We start from the raw sequence: 17,098 nt of genomic DNA, 5'->3' as shown, positions 1-17,098 counted from the left end.
ACCATGAGATTGGGCTTTTTCAACAGCCTGAAAGAAAGAGAGCTCATAAGAGCTCTCTTTCTTTATATTCGTAGGCATGAATAGCCTAGTTTTTTTTCGTAGGCACTTTAGTCCTAGTTAATATATCAAATTATAAAATTTGAACAAATTTAGTTTATAGCTAAAGTCTATCCATATTAATATATGTTTATTCCTTTAATAAATGATACTATTTTCAAAAAATTTTAAGGGAAATAATTACTAAAATTTAGGATAGGAATAAACTCTCCACATATTATTATAAACCAAATAAAGGGAAAAGTACAGTATAAATGTAAAAAAATAACAATAGAATGGAGGCTTAATTAAAGTAATAGCGATTATCTGTGAAATGTAAAAATATAATATGAGAAAATATTTACTTTATTGCTTCCATATGCTAAAATTAAAGTAAATATTTACATATAAGGAGATTTGAGTTTATGGAATTTGGGATTATTACACAGGGCTATAGATTAAGGGAAATAAGAAAAAAATTAGAGTTAAAGCAAGAAGATGTAAGCGGAAATGAAATAACTAGAAATCTTGTAAGTATGATTGAAACAGATAAAGCAACTCTAACTGAAAAAGCTGCTAAAGTAATACATGGTAATCTGAAAGATGTAATAAAGAAAAGAAATATAAAATGTGATGTAAATATAGATGAAATTTTTATAACTGAAAAAGACCAAGCAGAAGAAATATTTACAAGATATTTAAAATACATAGAAGAAATAGGCATATTGGCAGAAGAAAAGCTTGAAAATATGTTATTTCTCTTAAATAAATATAATATGAATAGTAACAAAGTGTTTATGTATAAAAAACTCGCTGAAAACTTTGAAACTTCAGGTAAATATGAAAAGGCATTAAAATATTTTAATCTTGCAAATGAATTTGCTGTTATGAGTAATATTGATCATGAAGTACATGAAGAGATTATATTGAGTTTAACTCACTGCTGTTCAGAATTAAATTTACATGAAGAAGTAATTAGAGTAATTGATAAATACATGGATAATAATGAAGAAAGAGATATTACTAAATCAAATCATATCAAGATTTTATATAATAAAAGTGTTACACTTAAATTGATGAAAAGGTATGATGAGGCATTAGATACATTGAAGAAAATTCAAATATCCTATTCAAAAAAAATAACTGATAACAATATGTTTATTAAGAGTGAGATGATAAAGGGTAATTGTTACAGAGAAAAAGGATATTACTCTAGAGCTCTTTCAATTCATAAAAAAATATATAATAAATTAAGCAAAAGCAAAGAAAATTCAATATATGAAATTCTTGCTTTAGCAAATATATTAGAAATTGGAAGAATCCTAGAAGAGGATGTTGTGGAATATATTGAGCTTATTATAAACAAAATAGAAGAGACTAACGAATTCGATGATTATAATTTGGCGGGAGAGATTTGTAATATAATTGCAGAGGCTTGTGAAAATTCTAATATTCATGATGCGGATAATCAATCCATTAAGTACTATTACAAAGCTCTAGAATTATCTAAGAATAAGAAAAATAAGGCTGTTATTGATGTAGCAGTATCAAGAATACTAGATAAGGTTATTAAAAAAGAAAACAGTTCAGAAATTAATGATATTAGAGGAGAAATATTAGAATTATTGTCTTTAGAATTATTAATGGTTAATTCAAAAGTTGTAATGATTTTATTAGGATATTATATGTCAAAAGAAGAACTTGGAAAAGTGCAAGGAATAATTAAATATTGTGAGGAAAGAGTATCTTAATAAAAGCGTAATGGAAAATTGAAAATGGATAATGGAGAATGTAGGACATTTCTCTTCGAGAAATTTTAATATTATTGTTTTTTGGACAAGGTGGGGTTACTCGTTTTATTTTGGATGAAACATTGTATTTGAAATACTCATAAAGAATGAAACTTTATTGTAGAAAGACTTATAAAAAAACTGATAATAGACTTAATCTATTATCAGTTTTTTTGTTAGTATATTATTTTTGATTGTCTTACTTTGATAATACATTTAAATTTGGCTATGTTTAAGAACTTTTTTGATATTGTATATTAATTTCACACTAAGATATAATTAAAATAAGAATATTGGTTCGGAAGATTGTCATTATGCCAAATGTGTGATTATGGGATATTCCATTAGAAGGTGTGCTAAAATAGTTGAAATTAACATATCGACTGCATTCTTTTGGAGACATAAGATTTTAGATGATATAATATATTATATAGTAAATTTTCAAGAGATTTATAAAGAGGAGTGAGATTATATGTATAAATATATATATGTTGAAGCAAATGCACAAGGCTTATTATTTCAACAGGCAAATCATAGAGAATTAATTGATAAATATAGTGCAGAAGGTTGGAGATTTGTTACTGCTATCCCTTCAGCATTCGATGGACATGGGGTAATTAAAAATTTTGATTTAGTTTTTGAAAAAGAAGAATAAATTTATAATTTATATAAATTATAAACATCTCTTTAAAACATAACCTTTAATTTAAATACAATATTTTATCTATTGATAAAATGAGTAAACACATATACTTCTAAAGAACAATAAGATGTAGGTTCTGCGAAAGCAGAACCATCCATCATTCTCCATTCTACATTTTCAATTCTACATTTGTTTTTAAAAGTACGGAGTACTTTTAGATTTTAAACTTGCCAGCAAGTTCATCTAATTCATTTGAAAGTTCAAATAATCCTTCGCTTGAATTTGCTATTTGTTCCATAGAAGATACTTGTTCTTCGATATGAGAAGCGGCTTCTTCTGTGTTTGCAGCGTTTTCTTGAGATATAGCAGATAGATTATTTATTATATCTTGTGTTTCATTTTTTCTATGTGTAATTTCTTTGATTACAATGTCAAGTTCATCGATATTATTGCTAGAATCAGCAATAGCATCTGATATAAGCTTATATTTATCCTCAGTTTTTTTAGCAGAAAACTCTTGTCTTTCAACGTTGTCAGTTACAGTTTTCATTTTTTCAACAACGTTTCCTACTCTTATCTCAAGTTCATTTACCATTAAATCAATTTCCTTTGTAGACTCAGTTGATTGCTCAGCTAATTTTCGTATTTCATCTGCTACAACTGCAAATCCTTTTCCAGATTCTCCGGCTCTTGCAGCTTCAATAGCTGCATTTAATGCAAGGAGATTTGTTTGTTCTGCAATAGAAGCAATCATAGTGCTTGCTGTTCCGATTTTCTTACTACTTTCATTTGCTTCATGTATCACACTAGTGATATCTTTAGCTGATTTTCCACTCTCTTCAACAGCAGATTTTAATGATGCGATTTCAATTAGCCCTTCATTTGCTAAATCAGTTACTTTATCAGAGTTAGCTCTTGTCTCAATCATATGTTCATTTTGTTTCTCAATAAGATTACCTAATTCGGTTAAATTATTGAACCCAGATTGTGTATTGTGTGCTTGATCAGATGCGCCTGTTGCTATATATTGGATTGTGGAAGATATTTCTTCCGATGATTTAACTGTTTCGGCAGTTACTTCAGTCATCATACCAGATGCAGAGTTTACATCTTTTGATATATCAGTTATTTTCTTTATTAAATCTGTGAAGTTTTCTTGCATAGTGAAAAGAGATTTTGTTATAACTCCAATTTCATCTTTTCTTTTTAGATATTTATTTGTTACGGAATCATTATTGACTTGCAAGTCATAATTTGATAATTTATTTATTATTTCTGATAATTTAACCAAAGGAGTAGTAAAGGATACTCCAATAAAATAAATTACTACAGCTGAAATAAAAAGCATAATGATTGCAGCGATTATACTAGATCTTTTAAGATTATCTAATCCACGTAGTACTTCATCAATAGGTGCAGTTACTCCAAGAGTCCATTTTGTATTTGCTATAGGAGCATATCCAACTATTTTTGTTACATCATTATATGTATAATCTCCTGTACCAGCTTCGCCGTTCATCATGTTAGTAGCTATTTTTTCTAAACTCTTATTATTTAACTTCTTTGAGTCGTCAAGCATGTTAACGTTAGACATTACTCTATCTATATTTTTATCTGCTACAACATATCCTTTGTTATTAATAACATATGCATATCCTGTTTCTCCTATTTTTATGTCAGATATTATCTTACTGAATACACTTGCATCATATACAGCAACTAAGACACTATTGATTTTTCCATTGTGTTTAAGTGGAGTAGCGTAAACAATTACTTTTGTTCCTTTTGCTCTTTTACTATCCAATAAATCAGAAACTACAGTTTCACCCTTGGATGCTCTTTGGAAGTATTCTCTATCACTTACATTTATTGTATTACCAGAATGGGGGGTTGCTTGGCCGGTTAAATCAGCAATATACATAACTTCATAACCGCTTCTATTAACTTCCTTGTTTAATAATTCTAATTTTTTATTAAAATCATAGTTAGGATCCGATAATCTATTATCAGATGCAATTGCCTCTAATACCGACATTCCATTTTGAATTCTTTGGCCAATAACCTTTGATGATTCTCCAGAAATAATTTTTAGATTAGCTGTAGTTTCAGATAATAATGTACCTGCACTACTATTGTATGAGGTATAAGCTAATCCAAAACAAGTGATGGAAATCAAAATAATAAGTCCTAGTATTAATTTTGTTTTAATGCTCTTCATGGTGAATTTCTCCTTTGTGTTTTTTTAGTAATGCTCAAAATAGTAATAAATTAGAAATATTCCTTTGAAATTCAATAAAAGGACGTTTAGGTCGCAAAAACGAGAAAAATATCCTTTTTTGGCGTATAATATATTTATCGAATGAATTATATTAAAGTTTAGTAAATATCTACTATTATTAACGATAGCATGAAAATATTTAGAAAATTATTATTAAAGAATTGTGAATAAAGAGTAAAAACTACTGAATGAATGTTCAAAAAAACTTAAAATGTAGACTTTTATTTATTGTGTAAAGACATAGAATTTTAATCAACATTATTGGGACAATAAGATTAAAGGGATATGGAGATATCCCCACGAATAAAATAATTAAGGTTATGTATTATTAATTTATAATAATTAAAAAATAAAAAAATATTACTATTGGAGGCAATTGATGATTGCAGGGTTTGAGTTAACAAGGGAATTTATTCAGTTTCAAGATGAAGTGCATTCATGGCAAGATGCTATAGTGGAATCATCTAGGCCATTATTGGAAAAAGGATATATTGAACAAACATATGTAGATGCAATGATAGATTCCGTTAAGAAATACGGACCATATATTGTTATAGCTCCCCAAATAGCATTACCACATGCAAGACCAGATAGAGGAGCTAAAAAAGCAGGATTCAGTATTTTGAAATTAGAAAAGCCAGTAGCGTTTTCAGAAGAGGAAGATCATAATGTTCAATTGTTGATAGTATTATCATGTGAAGATTCTAGTACGCACATGGAGCTGTTACAAGCAATTGTTACCATATTAGCAAATGAAGAGAAACAAAAGCTTGTCTTCCAAGCTAAGACACCTGAAGAGTTATTAGATATATTTTCATAACGGGTGACAAGTTCACTTTAAAAAGGTAGAAAAAATTTAAAAATATAGAAAAAGCCATCCTTTATAGGGTGGCTTTTTACTTTAATTAATATCAAAAGAATATTAGAAAAGCATAAAAAAAACATAAAAAAAACTTATTTGATATCTATACTATATTTCATACCAAATAATATTTAAAAAGGAGTAAATAAACTATGCTTAAATTTAAAAAGTTTATATCAATATTATTGCTAGGAGCAATCACACTATCTTCTGTTGGATGTTCAAAACAAGGGGTTGTTAAAAACAACGACCAATCAGAAGGTGCAAAGGTAACAGCTAGTACTGTCCATGTAAATACAAAAATATCTATCGAAAAATTAGGTATTAAATTTGATACTCCTAAGTCTTGGATAGATAATGTAATTAAAAACCTTTTTGCAAAACAGATATATCCAATGAATCAAAATGAAGAGGAGGCTATTTTTGGTGCCTTAACGTATTATTTCTCACCTGAGGAGATAAACAAAGAGTTTAGAGCAAGCGAAAAACAAGAAGAGAATTATAAAAAAGCCATAGAAAATTCAAAACTATTAGTATCTATCACTGTGTTTAGTAAAGCTAATTTAGAAAGGGAATTAAATAGCGGAAAGAAATTAGAGGACTATATAAACGGTGAGAATATTGAAAAGCTAGGTGAAGAAGGGGAATATGCATTCTATTTTAGCTATGATGAAGTGAATGATGAAGGGCTAAAAGATGAAGACAAAGCTGTATACAAAGAGATGTATTCAGGAATAGAAGATGTAAAAAATACTTTAGAAATATCTGAACCATACAAATTTGATTTTGGATACATTGGTGATTTTAATACTAAGGATTTACAAGGAAATAACATTGATACAAGCATTTTTGAAGATTATAAATTGACAATGGTAAATGTATGGGGAACAGGCTGTAATCCATGTATACGTGAAATGCCTGAACTTGAAGAATTATACCAAGAAATGAAAGATAATGGAGTTAATGTAGTTGGAATTGTGACAGATGGGGATAATGAAAAGAGAAAAGAAAATATTGAAAAGATTATAGAGATGACTGGTGTGACTTATCCAAATATAATACCAGATGAAGTGCTGAAAAAAGGATTATTAAGTCAGGTAATCGGGTACCCAACTACAGTATTTTTTGACAGTAAAGGTAATGTAGTAGGAAAAGAAGTAGTAGGTGCAGGAAGTAAAGATTATTATGAAAAAGCTATAGAAGAGAGACTTGAAAATATCAAATAGAAATTAGAGGTGGATAATGATAAATAAATTGAAGTATGGAGTTCTTACAATGAGTATCCTATCTATTCTGTATGGCATCAGTGATGGTGAAGTAGACGTTGTACTCAATAAGGCGATAAATATATGTTTGGAGTGTATAGGAATTGGATAAAAGAAGAATAGTACAAATATTATCTGCATCATTTACAAATGGATATATAATAGGTTTTTTAAAAGGTAAGATATATACTGGTAATCTAAAGAAAATTTGTGTTCCAGGATTAAATTGTTATTCATGTCCTGGTGCTTTAGGTTCATGTCCTATAGGTTCATTACAAGCAGTTATAGGAAGCATGATGCATAAGTTTTCTTTTTATATTCTAGGTTTTATAACAACTATAGGGATATTATTTGGAAGACTAATTTGTGGGTGGGTATGTCCCTTTGGATTAATACAGGATCTACTTAATAAGATTCCTTCACCTAAAATAAGAATTGTAAAAGGGGACAAGTTCTTAAAATATTTGAAATATGTAATATTAATAATGTTTGTTATATTGCTTCCTATGGTTCTAGCAGATGAACTTGGGATGTCAGATCCATATTTTTGCAAATACATATGCCCAGTTGGAACATTAGAAGGTGGAATCCCTTTAGTGTTAATGAATGAGCCGCTAAAATCTACCATAGGGTTATTATATACATGGAAAGTTACGCTTTTGGTCATTACAATTATTTTATCAATTCTAATATATAGACCATTTTGTAGATACGTATGTCCACTGGGAGCTATGTATTCAATATTTAATCCTATTAGTTTTTATAAATTTAAAATAGATAAAGATAAATGTACTGAATGTGGATTGTGTACAAAAAAATGCAAAATAAATATTGAAGTTTATAAAAAGCCTAATAGCCCAGAATGTATACGATGTGGAGAATGTAAAAATGCATGTCCTCAGAAAGCAATAAAAAGTGGTATAATTAAGTAATAAATATGAGAAAAAGCTCAGGTGTAGAGGATTCTACACCTTGATTGTGTTATATGGAGGGATTTAGATAATGCGTTATACTGTATTAGTTATTGAAGACGAGGATAATATCAGAAAAATTATATGTGATTATTTTAGAGCAGAAGGATTTCATGTTATACAAGCCCCTAATGGTAAAGAGGGTATAGAAAGATTTGAAGAAGAAAAAATAGATCTGATTATTCTAGATATAATGATGCCTGAGTTAGATGGCTGGACAGTATGTCGACGAATACGTAAAAAGTCAGATGTTCCTATTATTATATTAACTGCTAGAACAGAAGAAGATGATGAATTAATGGGATTTGAGCTTAAAGCAGATGATTATGTAAAAAAGCCCTTTAGTCCTGGGATATTAGTTGCTAGAGCAAAGGTTTTATTAAACAGAACAAGAGGAACAATTTTAGAAGATAAAGATAAAATCACAAAAGCTGGGTTAGAAGTTAATAAACTAGTAAGAGAAGTTAATATTCATGGCAAAAATATTGAATTAACACCTAAAGAGTTTGAAATATTATGGTATCTTATGGAACACAGTGAAATGGTTCTTTCTAGAGAGAAAATTTTAAATTCAATATGGGGTTATGATTATTTTGGAGATATAAGAGTAGTTGATAATCATATTAAAAAGCTTCGTAAAGCATTAGGAGATAAATCATATTTAATAAGGACGATTTTTGGAGTAGGATATAAATTTGAGGTGAAGGAATGAGAAAAAAAAGTATTGTAACAAAGTTATTTGTTATAACGGCATTATTATTGCTGATTTTTTTTAGTATGCAATTTATTTTTCAATGCTTTTGTTTGGAGAAATTTTATGCATATAATAAGAACAAAAGAATGATGGAAAATGTGGTCACATTAAAAGAAAAGTTAGAGAACAGCTTATTAAATGATAAAGAAATAGATAAGCTATTAATGATGTTATCTGAAGAAAATAATTCTTCATCAGGAATTGTAAATATATATGGAATACCTAAGTACGGTTTCAGTGGAAATAGTAGTGTTTCACATATAAAAATCAAAGAAATAAAAGGTGATCAACATTTAGTATACATTGAAAAATTTTTAAGGTATCCAGGTTTCCAAGAGGCACTTCAGAATAAGAAAAATATCAATATAACGGGATATGTAATACCAGGAAAAGAAAACGAATTTTATCCTTCTAATATCACAATAGATCATAAGACTTTTGGGTTACAATCAGCGGATATGGAGTCAATTGTAATTCCACAAACAAAAGATGCAATTAAAAATATGGTTGAAGGTAATAAAGAACCTAGTAAGGATAAAAAAACATATGTTTTAATACCAACATTGAGTGAGATAGATGGAATTATAGAAGAGATTCAACTAATGGAACAAAAAGATTATGTCATGGAATATAAGAAGAATCAATTAATGAAAGAAGTCAGTTTGTTTTTACAAGAGAATAAAGATATGAATGAATTATTTTCGAATAGGGAAGTAATCCACTATTCTAAAGTTGATCCTATCACTGGAATTAAGAACTTGATATTTATTCAGCCTGTATTTTTAAAAAGTGAGGAACCCATGTTTTTGTTTTCATTAACTTCTTTAGAAACTATTAATGAAGTAACAGAGATAATGGAAAGTTATTTTTTTATAACATTTTTAATAGTATTAGTTGCAGCAGTTATTGCAGCCTTTTTTTACTCTAGAATAATCACCAAACCACTTTTAGAAATAAATAAAGTTACAAAGCAGATGGCTGGATTAGATTTTTCAAATCAATGTAATATGAATAAGGAAGATGAAATTGGAGAATTAGGGGAAAATATAAATATATTATCTGTAAAATTAAAAGAAGCAGTGGGAGAATTAGAGACTACAAATGAAAAATTGTTAGAAGATATAGAAGTAAAAGAAAAAGTAGATAAATTTAGGAAAGAATTTATTGCTAATGTTTCACATGAACTTAAAACTCCTTTAACTGTGGCTAAAGGAATTTGTGAGGGCATTCGGGATGGAATTTATGATCCAACTGATGTTCAGTATATAAATCAAGTGTTAAATGAAATTAATGGTATGAATCGATTAGTATACAATCTATTACAATCATCAAAAATTCAGGTGGAAGTTCAACAATTGAGAAATGATATTTTTCAATTATCAGATGTAATATTAAAAGTTCATAATAGGTTAAAACCATTGATTGAGGATAAGAGTATACAGGTTATGATGGAACTAACTGATGAATTTGTTATGGCTGATGAGCAGAAGATAGAAACTATAATAGAGAATTTATATAGTAATAGTATCAGATATTCAACCATAGGAGAAAAGATTAGAATTAAAATGGAAACTAAACAGGGCAAGTGTATGTGTATAATCGAAAATAGTGGAGCAAGGATTCCAGAGGAAGAACTATTTAAAATATGGGAGCCTTTTTATAGAATCGAAAAATCAAGAAATAAAGATTTAGGTGGAACAGGACTAGGGCTATATATTGTGAAACAAATTTTAGAAAAGCATAAAAGTGAATATGGAATAGAAAATACTGAATGGGGAGTTAAGGCTTATTTTTCTTTACCAGTAATAGATGCAGATTAGATAATTGAGGACTAAGAGATAGTCCTCAATTTTCATATAGAGATTTTTAAAAACAATACGGATTTAAAGTGATTATATTTAAGTATTGACTTTAATTGGAGGTGCATGTTTTGCGTAATATAAATAAAATATCTGATGGGGAGATATTATCTATAAATGGCTTGTACAGTTGACTGTTTGCATCCATTGGTTTAATCCTATTGTTTATATTGTCAGTAAAGAAATAAATAAAGCTTGTGAGTTTTCTTGCGATGAGAGTGTACTAGCAAGTGATTATGTTGCAAATAAATATATTAAACAAGCAGAGGAGCAACAATATGGTGAATTTTTTGTTCCATATCTAAAAGGGGAATAGAAGTATTTGAAAATAAAAAAATGATTAATATAGTATGTTAAAGCATAACTATATTAATCAGTAAATCCTTTAATAGCATTTAAAGAAAAACTATAAATATTATCAGCAATTTTTTCGATTTCTGCTAAAGAAAGTGTTGAGATTTCAAAATGTTTTTTTATAATATGGGGTGAATACTGATAGAATGTACATTGTCCTAAAATGCTTGAACTGTAAAGACGAATTGTTTCGTCATTAGCATTCTTTCCTAAGAGTGCTTTCACTATTGAAAAAAGAAGGTCAATAGCAGGGCCGATGCTATCTTCTGTCAGTTCTTGTATTGCCTTCGTAGGCTCAATACTTTCTCTTGACATGAAGGTTCCAAACCATGGAGATTCAATTTCATAAAGTGTATGAAGTAGAACACATTTAATAAAATATCTAAGTCGATCTTCAGGTGGATTTGATTCATCCTCTGCAAAATCAAAAGGATATTTTTCAAAAGCAATATTTTTCCAATGTTTTACAACTTCAATATATAAGGATTCCTTATTGCCGAAATAGTAATTAATAGCAGCAGTATTAACTTCTGCACTTTTACATATCTCACGCACTGAGGCATTCTTAAATCCTTTTTTTGCAAAGATTTTTCCAGCAGCTTTTAAAATTCGTTGCTCAACATTAGACTTTGAATCAGTGTTTTTTTCCAATTTTTCCACCTCGTATATTTATTCGCATGTAATTATCTAGCATATTCTTAGTTTTAACAAGTCATTTACCTAGACCATTAGCACAAATTATAGCATAAATTCTAGGCATTTTCCATAACTGCAAAACGTCTTCACCTTATTTTTAGTTATTCTTCAGATTACTAGAATCTAAAATTAAGCTATAATTTATTTAAAATAAACGAAAAAGAGTATATTATTCAAATAAAATACTCTTTTCCTTAGTTAGCTATAAATCCTTATCAATACATGTGAAATATTACAATAAAATACATATTAAAAATCATTCTAAATATCAATATAATATTAGTTTTTGTTTAGATTCTTGATGCAAAATAATTTGCTTGGTAAACAGCATCAGCTATCTTACGAGCACGAACAGCGTCTCCAACAACATATACTTCAGATACTTTTTCATTTAAACTTTCAACAATTTTATTATTAGCAACATATCCTAATGCTAAAACAACTGTATCTGCTTCAACTTCGTATTCGTTCCAATTCTTACCGCAAATACGAACACCTTTTTCAGTAATCTCTTGAAGTTTAGTTTCAGTAACTATCTTAAGTCCGTTTCTCATATGCTTAGGGAAAACAGAATCGTTATGGAAAAGCATAGCCTTATCTAAAGGACTCATATCTGCTCCAACTTCTTTCTGCATTTCTACAACAGTAAGATTTTGGATTTCGTAGTTCTCCATAATTGAATCAGCTGTCTCAAGTCCAACTTCTCCAGCACCTGCTACAACAACGTTATTACCAACTTTTACTTTACCTTGTAATACATCTTCAGCTGTAACAACGTGAGGCATGTCAACACCTTTAATAGGTGGAACAAGTGGGTTTGAACCTGATGCAACTATAACAACATCTGGCTTTAACTCATCAACCATTTCTGCTGTAGCTTCAGTATTAAGTTTGATTGTTACACCAAGCTTTTCACATTGCTTCTCAGCCCAGATAGCAAACTTCATAAGGTCATCTTTAGAAACTGGAAGAGATGCAATATAAAGGTTTCCGCCAACTTTTTCTTGTTTTTCAACAAGTGTTACTGAATGTCCTCTAAGAGCAGCTACTCTAGCAGCTTCAAGACCAGCAGGACCAGCTCCGATAACTAAAACATTTTTAGAAACAAGTGCTGGAGTAACGGGTTTGTCCATTCTTCCACAACCAGAATTTACTGCACAACTTAGTTGCCAGTTACTTATTTCGCCACTAAACAGACAGTTTCCACACTTGATGCAAGAACGTATATCTTCAAGGTCACCTCTTACAGCTTTACCAGCTACATCTGGATCTGCAAGCATTTGTTTTCCTAATCTTACAGCATCAGCTCTATCATTTTCAAAAGCTTCATTCCACTCGATTGGGTTGTATTGTCCAGCACCACGTGTTACTACTGGAATGTTTAGTATTGATTTATAGTATTCAGTTTTATCAAATTGACCTAAAGGTTGACGTCTATATCCTGCTGATGCAGTTACAAGATGGAATGTTTCGTATGTACCATCTGTTTGTAAATCAAGATAATTAATTCCAGCTCTCTCTAGCTCTTTTGCAAATACAGTAGTTTGTTCACGAGTTATTCCGCCCTCGATCATATCACAATCTACTACTGTATAACCTATTACAAAATGAGGTCCGCAGTTTGCACGAATTCCTCGTACTATTTCTAGAGCTAATTGCATACGTCCTTGTAGGCTACCACCGTATTTATCAGTACGTTTGTTGTTGTGAGGAGAATAGAATTGTTCTAGTAAGTAAGCTGTAGAACCGTGTAATTCTACTCCATCATATCCAACTTCATGTGCTCTTTCAGCAGCTGCAATGAACATATCTCTAATTTCTTCTACTTCTTTAGTAGTAAGTTCACGAGGCTCTATGAATTGTCCGATTTTTCCCATATCCTGACATGGTATACCTGATGGAGATACTGGGTCATTTCCAAACATACCTGCGTGATGAAGCTGACAGATAATTGGTACATTATACATATGAACTTCTTCAACTAGTCTACGGTGACCAGGAGCAAATCTATTGTGGTCAAGGCGCATTTGGGGTTCTACCCAAGTATGTCTACCATCAACGGCAACACCCTCAGTTGAGATTACACCAGTTCCACCTTTAGCACGTGCTACGTAGTGTGCTATTGTTCTTTCAGTTACTTCACCCTCTGCAGAAGCAGTACGAGTCCATAGAGGTGAATTCCAAATTCTGTTTTTAACATTAAGTCTTCCTAAACGAAGTGGTTTAGTTAATCCATTTAACTTGTTGTTCATATTGTCATCTCCCTTAATCGAATAAATTAAAACAAGTATTTAAAACACTTGTTTTAAACGTGTGTTTAATATAACACTTTCCTTGTGTTTTTACAAGGGTTTTTTGATATTTTTTTGACAAAGAAATATCTTCCAGATCTTGTTGCCGTTCTAGTGTTGCATTTATGTGATATTTAAAGGTTGACAATAAAAAGATACTTTAAAATGAGAAGAACTATCCATTTTCAAGTATCTTTCTTTATCGCAGAACACTAATTGGTAAAAAAAGATATCAAAAGGGCGTAGGTATACTGTTAAGACAAGAGTAAAAATGCTAAATTGTGGGAGCTGAACAGTTTGATATTGATAATATTTCTACAGATTCTAATAAGTTCACTTTTATGATTCTAGTAAAGGAAATCACAGTTATTTTAACATCTAAATTAATCCTAAGTAGATCTAAAAGCAGATATGCTATTAAGGCAGAATAAATTTGAATTTTAACAGCATTCTCATTATATCCAAGCAATCATTTAATGGGATGGTTCACGAAATTCATGAACCGTCCTAAATTTATATAGCAAATCAGTTTACTATGTTAAGTGAAAACTTTTATCCTGGTATAAGATATTATTTTAGAAGAAAAGATATTGAGGCACATTCTAAATATTGTCTTGACGGATATCATGCAGGAAAAGTAAGAGATTTTATAGATTTGGATGAATATATGATTTGTTGTATAATGCCTAAAGCTGAAGAAGAAAATTTTAGGAATATAATACCTCAAAATTTGATAGATAGAGTGGTATTTGTAGATTATAAAGAAGCTAAAGATATTTTTGAATGGACAAGCAGAGTTTATAAGATTGCTAATGAGAGGGGATAGTTTATTCAAGTTTTAATTGAAACATAACTCTCTTTTTTAAAAAGATGTTGAAAAATATTTAGGTCTAATGGACAAGTACGTTTTTCAACATTATATTAAAAAAGAGAGCTATTAATTAATATACATAAACAATTCATGCAAATTGTTTATTCGTTAAATCACATTTTATTTTAGGTTATCTTTTAAAATAGTGTTGATATTAGGACAAATTAACTCATACGGTGCTGTTCCATCAAAAGTATTTTTATAAGAACACATCCAAGTTGGAATAAAACCACTTCTATATGCTACGGATTGTGATGGTATATTAGATGAAGCAGTTCCATAGTATGGAACTATTCCTCTATCCATAATCATTATAGCAAGATTGCTAACTAAAGTTGTAGCTAGACCCTTATTTCTGAATTTGGGTAATACATCAATACCTATTTGCCACATTAAACTACTATCGGCAGATGCTCCTGCCATGGCTACAATTTCATAACCGTACATTGCATATATTACAAGTGTATCAGGACAAGGATGGTTGATATCATATTGAATTGCATTTTCAAAACCTGGAATTTTATATAGTTTGTGTATTTCTTTCCCCTCTTTTATGTGAAACGTAAAACCATCAGGGGGAGATATCTTTTTTATCCTATCGCAATCAGGAATATAATAAAGAGAATGTCCGAATAAAAACGGGGCTACAAATATATCTTCTCTTGTTTTAGTCTCCAATAAAGGTTTTACCTTTGTTAAAATATCACTATCTGCTGAAACAACTGTGCTTTTCCCCATTGTTGCAATCTCAAGAAAAGGAGATTGTCTATCAAACATTCTTCGCCCTTCATTGGATTTTGCTTCACAAAATACTATGCCATCTTTAATAAAATCTTGTATATTACAATTCATATCTATTGCTAATTGTTTTCTTACAATTTCTATCATTTTTGATTTGTTAAATTCCATAATATACACCTCCATAAGTAACTCTTGTACTACTATATAAATAATTTTGTTTCATATTTTTTTGCTAATTCAGAGATTGTTCATGTGCTAAATACTATATCTATCAAGAATCATTTCTTGTAATATTTCATTCAGTTTCCTAGCATCAAAACTAAAAATATCAATTAATAGTTTACCATCAAAATCAGAAGTTTGGTTTTTTACCTTTCCTCCAAGTTTACGGTAATATTGATTTGAAGGGGAAATGTTGTAGTTGTAAACAATAAGTTCTTTAAAATCCCTAGGTATAAATTCACTCAATAATTTATTAATTAGCTTAAGTGAAATCCCTTGTCCTCTATATTCTTCCTTAACAAATAGATAATTTAACTCGATTCCATTTTCTGAATCGATATTTTCAGCAATACTTGCTCCTGCAAACCCCATGAATTTTTCATTATCAAAAGCACCGTATAGTAATCTAATATCATTATATTTTTCTGCTGAATTTATCCAATCTAGTATTAAGTTTAATTCTTTTTCTTTTATCAAAGGATTAGAGACTGTTCCAGCCACTTCTTCATTAAAAGAGTAAATTTTAAAATCAATTGCTTGTGAATATTCTTCTTCATTTAACTTTCTTATAATCATATAAACATCCCCTTAAATATAGATATTTTTTAAAACAAAAATGCATAATATAAATATTTATCTGTTTTTTCAAAGCCAAGTTTTTCAGCTAAAGCTACTGATGAATAGTTATCTTCATATGCATCCCAATGAGGAGTAATATTATTTGATACACAGTAATCTACAAAAGCAGTTGCTGCAAGCGAGCCATATCCTTTGTTTCTATCAGTCTCGTTATAGGTGACTATTGATATTTCATATTCTCTATTAACAGCCTGACATGAAATACAACTGCTTACGGTACGACCATCTTTTATTACACAGAAGCCAATACCTTTTTCAAAAAATTTATCTTTACTGTTCCAAAACTCATGAACATCAACACTTATTGTTTCGTCAGTATCACTTTGTAAAAGTTCATTATCTATTTTTTTTACATAACAGTTCTCTGGAAGTTCGCTTGTTATATTGGTAGATTCTAAATATTTTCTTTTATTAAATCTAAAGTTTTGTCTAAATCCTATTTCAGGATTTTTACATTTAAAAATAGAATCAAGAGTATCTTTCCATCCATCATCCCCTAAAAAACAACCAATAAATGTTGTAGCACCTAAAGATAAATTTTCAGGTCCAAGTTTATGGGTAAAAAAATCTTCTAGTGAGTTGATAAACTCAGGATTTTTGCTATCACCGATGAGAATGTACATGGAAAACATAGCCCAAACAAGTGCTGTTTTAGGTTTTTCAATATTATCTACATATATTTTCCCTCTGTTATTACCTTCAAGGATTGCGTTTAGAGTTACATGATTCTGAGCATCATATTTTTCCATTAGTGATCTAATTCTTTCAAACTGACTTTTGTCTAATTCATATATCATATATTAACATCCCTCTCGTATTAGTAATT

The 17,098-nt window shown here is 29.6% G+C and carries 17 protein-coding genes and 1 pseudogene; 12 read left to right on the top strand and 6 right to left on the bottom strand.

The genetic code is table 11. The annotated features are described in order from the left end of the window. Positions 1 to 461: 461 nt before the first annotated feature. From KDK92_RS04830 to KDK92_RS04820, 3 genes and pseudogenes are all read left to right on the top strand, one after another. Complete coding sequence (locus KDK92_RS04830) at positions 462 to 1,787, top strand: hypothetical protein (RefSeq protein WP_250857925.1); 1,326 nt, start codon at positions 462 to 464, stop codon at positions 1,785 to 1,787. A gap of 352 nt (positions 1,788 to 2,139) precedes the next feature. Beyond that, positions 2,140 to 2,259: pseudogene (locus tag KDK92_RS04825) on the top strand (IS1595 family transposase); the annotation flags it as partial. A 39-nt stretch (positions 2,260 to 2,298) separates the two neighbouring features. Further along, a complete protein-coding gene (locus tag KDK92_RS04820; protein ID WP_250857924.1) occupies positions 2,299 to 2,481 on the top strand; it encodes a DUF4177 domain-containing protein in 183 nt (60 codons plus the stop codon). A gap of 202 nt (positions 2,482 to 2,683) precedes the next feature. On the opposite strand, the gene KDK92_RS04815 is transcribed toward KDK92_RS04820, so the two are convergent. Beyond that, complete coding sequence (locus KDK92_RS04815; protein WP_250857923.1) at positions 2,684 to 4,687, bottom strand: methyl-accepting chemotaxis protein; 2,004 nt, start codon at positions 4,685 to 4,687, stop codon at positions 2,684 to 2,686. 439 nt (positions 4,688 to 5,126) lie between these two features. Here KDK92_RS04815 and KDK92_RS04810 point away from each other — a divergent pair, with 439 nt between their 5' ends. The 7 genes from KDK92_RS04810 (at position 5,127) to KDK92_RS24775 (ending at position 10,774) form a co-directional block, all read left to right on the top strand. After that, the gene (locus tag KDK92_RS04810; protein ID WP_250857922.1) at positions 5,127 to 5,567 is read left to right on the top strand and encodes a PTS sugar transporter subunit IIA; all 441 of its coding nucleotides are present in this window, start codon (positions 5,127 to 5,129) and stop codon (positions 5,565 to 5,567) included. A gap of 194 nt (positions 5,568 to 5,761) precedes the next feature. Further along, complete coding sequence (locus KDK92_RS04805; protein WP_250857921.1) at positions 5,762 to 6,835, top strand: TlpA disulfide reductase family protein; 1,074 nt, start codon at positions 5,762 to 5,764, stop codon at positions 6,833 to 6,835. 16 nt (positions 6,836 to 6,851) lie between these two features. Beyond that, positions 6,852 to 6,986, top strand: a complete 135-nt coding sequence (locus KDK92_RS24450; RefSeq protein ID WP_276575866.1) for a CD1871A family CXXC motif-containing protein — start codon at positions 6,852 to 6,854, stop codon at positions 6,984 to 6,986. After that, a complete protein-coding gene (locus KDK92_RS04800; RefSeq protein WP_250857920.1) occupies positions 6,979 to 7,806 on the top strand; it encodes a 4Fe-4S binding protein in 828 nt (275 codons plus the stop codon). Before KDK92_RS24450 ends, KDK92_RS04800 begins: the two co-directional genes overlap by 8 nt. A gap of 70 nt (positions 7,807 to 7,876) precedes the next feature. Further along, positions 7,877 to 8,557 (top strand): response regulator transcription factor, encoded by a 681-nt coding sequence (locus tag KDK92_RS04795; RefSeq protein WP_250857919.1) that lies wholly within the window; start codon positions 7,877 to 7,879, stop codon positions 8,555 to 8,557. Next, positions 8,554 to 10,419, top strand: coding sequence for a sensor histidine kinase (locus tag KDK92_RS04790; protein WP_250857918.1), 1,866 nt, complete (start codon positions 8,554 to 8,556; stop codon positions 10,417 to 10,419). Before KDK92_RS04795 ends, KDK92_RS04790 begins: the two co-directional genes overlap by 4 nt. Positions 10,420 to 10,564: 145 nt before the next feature. Then, the gene (locus KDK92_RS24775; protein WP_338115241.1) at positions 10,565 to 10,774 is read left to right on the top strand and encodes a M56 family metallopeptidase; all 210 of its coding nucleotides are present in this window, start codon (positions 10,565 to 10,567) and stop codon (positions 10,772 to 10,774) included. A 53-nt stretch (positions 10,775 to 10,827) separates the two neighbouring features. Here KDK92_RS24775 and KDK92_RS04780 read toward each other — a convergent pair whose 3' ends face one another. Further along, positions 10,828 to 11,463 carry a CerR family C-terminal domain-containing protein gene (locus tag KDK92_RS04780; protein WP_250857917.1) on the bottom strand — a complete coding sequence of 212 codons (636 nt, stop codon included), beginning with the start codon at positions 11,461 to 11,463 and terminating at the stop codon, positions 10,828 to 10,830. Between the two features lie 335 nt (positions 11,464 to 11,798). Continuing rightward, positions 11,799 to 13,760, bottom strand: coding sequence for an oxidoreductase (locus KDK92_RS04775; protein WP_250857916.1), 1,962 nt, complete (start codon positions 13,758 to 13,760; stop codon positions 11,799 to 11,801). 320 nt (positions 13,761 to 14,080) lie between these two features. Between KDK92_RS04775 and KDK92_RS04770 the strand changes: the two genes are divergently transcribed. Both KDK92_RS04770 and KDK92_RS04765 read left to right on the top strand, forming a co-directional pair. Next, positions 14,081 to 14,230 carry a hypothetical protein gene (locus KDK92_RS04770; RefSeq protein WP_250857915.1) on the top strand — a complete coding sequence of 50 codons (150 nt, stop codon included), beginning with the start codon at positions 14,081 to 14,083 and terminating at the stop codon, positions 14,228 to 14,230. A 104-nt stretch (positions 14,231 to 14,334) separates the two neighbouring features. Further along, a complete protein-coding gene (locus KDK92_RS04765) occupies positions 14,335 to 14,625 on the top strand; it encodes a hypothetical protein (RefSeq protein ID WP_250857914.1) in 291 nt (96 codons plus the stop codon). A gap of 165 nt (positions 14,626 to 14,790) precedes the next feature. Here KDK92_RS04765 and KDK92_RS04760 read toward each other — a convergent pair whose 3' ends face one another. The 3 genes from KDK92_RS04760 to KDK92_RS04750 form a co-directional block, all read right to left on the bottom strand. After that, the gene (locus tag KDK92_RS04760; RefSeq protein ID WP_250857913.1) at positions 14,791 to 15,579 is read right to left on the bottom strand and encodes a GNAT family N-acetyltransferase; all 789 of its coding nucleotides are present in this window, start codon (positions 15,577 to 15,579) and stop codon (positions 14,791 to 14,793) included. Between the two features lie 87 nt (positions 15,580 to 15,666). Then, complete coding sequence (locus tag KDK92_RS04755) at positions 15,667 to 16,209, bottom strand: GNAT family N-acetyltransferase (RefSeq protein WP_250857912.1); 543 nt, start codon at positions 16,207 to 16,209, stop codon at positions 15,667 to 15,669. 29 nt (positions 16,210 to 16,238) lie between these two features. Continuing rightward, complete coding sequence (locus tag KDK92_RS04750) at positions 16,239 to 17,069, bottom strand: GNAT family N-acetyltransferase (RefSeq protein WP_250857911.1); 831 nt, start codon at positions 17,067 to 17,069, stop codon at positions 16,239 to 16,241. Positions 17,070 to 17,098 lie beyond the last annotated feature (29 nt).

The sequence above is a fragment of the Oceanirhabdus seepicola genome (assembly GCF_023684385.1).
Lineage (GTDB): Bacteria > Bacillota > Clostridia > Clostridiales > Clostridiaceae > Oceanirhabdus > Oceanirhabdus seepicola.
Note: the sequence above shows the minus strand (reverse complement) of the source record. Positions and strands in the feature narration are given on the sequence as shown.

Coding starts and splice junctions, on each gene's coding strand:
- KDK92_RS04810 (WP_250857922.1), top strand. CDS start 5,127: ATGATTGCAGGGTTTGAGTTAACAAGGGAATTTATTCAGTTTCAAGAT.
- KDK92_RS04775 (WP_250857916.1), bottom strand. CDS start 13,760: ATGAACAACAAGTTAAATGGATTAACTAAACCACTTCGTTTAGGAAGA.
- KDK92_RS24450 (WP_276575866.1), top strand. CDS start 6,852: ATGATAAATAAATTGAAGTATGGAGTTCTTACAATGAGTATCCTATCT.
- KDK92_RS04815 (WP_250857923.1), bottom strand. CDS start 4,687: ATGAAGAGCATTAAAACAAAATTAATACTAGGACTTATTATTTTGATT.
- KDK92_RS04795 (WP_250857919.1), top strand. CDS start 7,877: ATGCGTTATACTGTATTAGTTATTGAAGACGAGGATAATATCAGAAAA.
- KDK92_RS04805 (WP_250857921.1), top strand. CDS start 5,762: ATGCTTAAATTTAAAAAGTTTATATCAATATTATTGCTAGGAGCAATC.
- KDK92_RS04755 (WP_250857912.1), bottom strand. CDS start 16,209: ATGATTATAAGAAAGTTAAATGAAGAAGAATATTCACAAGCAATTGAT.
- KDK92_RS04820 (WP_250857924.1), top strand. CDS start 2,299: ATGTATAAATATATATATGTTGAAGCAAATGCACAAGGCTTATTATTT.
- KDK92_RS04760 (WP_250857913.1), bottom strand. CDS start 15,579: ATGGAATTTAACAAATCAAAAATGATAGAAATTGTAAGAAAACAATTA.
- KDK92_RS04790 (WP_250857918.1), top strand. CDS start 8,554: ATGAGAAAAAAAAGTATTGTAACAAAGTTATTTGTTATAACGGCATTA.
- KDK92_RS04830 (WP_250857925.1), top strand. CDS start 462: ATGGAATTTGGGATTATTACACAGGGCTATAGATTAAGGGAAATAAGA.
- KDK92_RS04765 (WP_250857914.1), top strand. CDS start 14,335: ATGTTAAGTGAAAACTTTTATCCTGGTATAAGATATTATTTTAGAAGA.
- KDK92_RS04750 (WP_250857911.1), bottom strand. CDS start 17,069: ATGATATATGAATTAGACAAAAGTCAGTTTGAAAGAATTAGATCACTA.